General features: G+C 72.3%; 1 protein-coding gene and 2 pseudogenes. All 3 read right to left on the bottom strand.

The features are described from left to right. Positions 1-407, bottom strand: a pseudogene (locus EHS43_RS43015) (hypothetical protein); the annotation flags it as partial. Between the two features lie 327 nt (positions 408-734). Continuing rightward, the gene (gene purD, locus EHS43_RS43010) at positions 735-1988 is read right to left on the bottom strand and encodes a phosphoribosylamine--glycine ligase (RefSeq protein ID WP_125195880.1); all 1254 of its coding nucleotides are present in this window, start codon (positions 1986-1988) and stop codon (positions 735-737) included. A gap of 110 nt (positions 1989-2098) precedes the next feature. After that, a pseudogene (locus EHS43_RS48560) lies at positions 2099-2257 on the bottom strand (DNA polymerase III subunit gamma/tau); the annotation flags it as partial.

Here is a 2257-nt window from a genome sequence, read left to right as displayed (position 1 = left end):
GGGTGGGTGCGGTCCTCCAGCCAGCTGTCGCAGTCCGGAGTGAGCGCTATGGCCGAGGGAGCGGGGACGTCCAGGCGGTCGGCGAGGTCGCGCACCATGCGGTACAGGTCGGGCGCGGACTCCTCGGCGATCGCGACGGTCGGACTGACGGCGGGCCGGGCGCGGGCGATCACCAGGGCGACGGCCCCGGCGGCGAGCAGCACCACGATCCCGAGAACGCTCATGACCAGCCTGGCGCTGTCCCAGAAACCGCCCACGAGATGACCGGTGGAACCTCCCGCGAGCAGCACCACGGCCGCCGCCGCGGGCAGCAGCGCCACGGCCAGCGCACGGCTGCGGATCCGCAGCACGGCGAGGGCCCGGGAGCGCGCGGCCTGCGCGCCCATCTCCACACCGATACCGGTCATGACCAAACCTCACCCCCTCCCTGCCGTCCTGAACGCCCAGCTGTCCTGGTGTTGCTCACTCCCCCACTGTGGCACCCGCCACTGACACCGCAATGCCGGTGGGCCAAGTGCCGGAACGCTTGCGCGGCACCCTAGTTGGGCCCCGGCCCCCCGTCAGCCGTATGCGGGCCCGGTCACTCGATGGAATGGCTTTGGGGAAAGGTGGATGACGTACAGCAAAGATCAGGCCCCGAATCCTTAGACGGATCCGGGGCCTGCCGGGTTGTTCGCGTGCGGGGGTTTCGCCCTGATTTTCGGGCTTCTCAGGCCCCGGATGCTTCGGGCTTCTCAGGCTCCGGACGCCGCCTTCGCCGCGATGTCCGTCCGGTGCTGGGACCCTTCGAGCCGGATACGGCCCACGGCCCGGTACGCGCGCTCGCGTGCCTCCCCGAGGTCCTTGCCGGACGCCGTGACCGACAGGACCCGGCCGCCGGCGCTGACGACCGCGTCGCCGTCCCGCTTGGTGCCCGCGTGCAGGACCCACGCGTGCGGGGCGTCCTGCACTGCCACCTCGTCGAGGCCGGTGATCGGGTCACCGGTGCGCGGGGTGGCGGGGTAGTTGTGCGAGGCGACGACCACGGTGACCGCCGCCTCGTCGCTCCAGCGCAGGGGCGGCAGGTCCTCCAGGTTGCCGCTCGCGGCGGCGAGCAGGACACCGGCCAGCGGGGTCTTGAGACGGGCCAGGACGACCTGGGTCTCGGGGTCGCCGAAGCGGGCGTTGAACTCGATGACCCGCACACCGCGCGAGGTGATCGCGAGGCCGGCGTACAGCAGGCCGGAGAAGGGGGTGCCGCGGCGGCGCATCTCGTCGACCGTCGGCTGCAGCACCGTCTGCAGGACCTCGTCCACCAGCTTCGGGTCGGCCCAGGGCAGCGGCGAGTACGCGCCCATGCCACCGGTGTTGGGGCCCTCGTCGCCGTCCAGGGCGCGCTTGAAGTCCTGGGCGGGCTGGAGCGGGAGGACGGTGTCGCCGTCGGTGATGGCGAAGAGGGAGACCTCGGGGCCGTCGAGGAACTCCTCGATGACGACCCGCTCACAGGCGTTCGCGTGGGCCGTCGCGGCCTCGATGTCGCTGGTCACGACGACGCCCTTGCCCGCGGCGAGACCGTCGTCCTTGACCACGTACGGGGCGCCGAAGGCATCCAGGGCCTCGGCGACCTCCTCGGGGGTCGTGCAGACGTAGGACCGGGCGGTGGGTACGCCGGCCGCGGCCATCACGTCCTTGGCGAAGGCCTTCGAGCCCTCGAGCTGCGCGGCCTCCCCGGACGGGCCGAAGACCGGGATGCCCACCTCGCGCACGGCGTCGGCGACCCCCGCGACGAGCGGGGCCTCCGGGCCTACGACGACCAGGTCGACGCCGAGTCGCTGCGCGAGCGCGGCAACCGCCCCGCCGTCGAGGGCGTCGACCGGGTGCAGCTCGGCGACCTCGGCGATGCCGGCGTTGCCGGGTGCGCAGTGCAGTGCGCTGACGTCGGGGTCGAGGGACAGGGAGCGGCACAGGGCGTGTTCGCGGGCGCCGTTACCGATGACGAGGACCTTCACGGGGGTCAGCCTAACGGGGTTTTTGTGGCAGGTTCCTAAGGGGTGGAGCGAGAGGATTCGTAGATTCCTCCAAGGTGGGGCGCCCGGCTCGCTCCTCCGCCGGGTCCTCCCTACTCGTTCGTGATCTCCTCCACCACGGTCGCCCCGAGCTCCCGCACGATCAGTTCGCGGCCCGAGAGTGCCGACTCGTTGAGGTCGGGGTCGTCGTCCTCGGGGATGTCGTCCTCGATGGAGACGGGCGGTGCCTCCGGCGCCGACCGCGGCGGGGC

The organism is Streptomyces sp. RP5T (genome assembly GCF_003933965.1).
In the GTDB taxonomy this organism is placed as follows: Bacteria; Actinomycetota; Actinomycetes; order Streptomycetales; family Streptomycetaceae; genus Streptomyces.
Note: the sequence above shows the minus strand (reverse complement) of the source record. Positions and strands in the feature narration are given on the sequence as shown.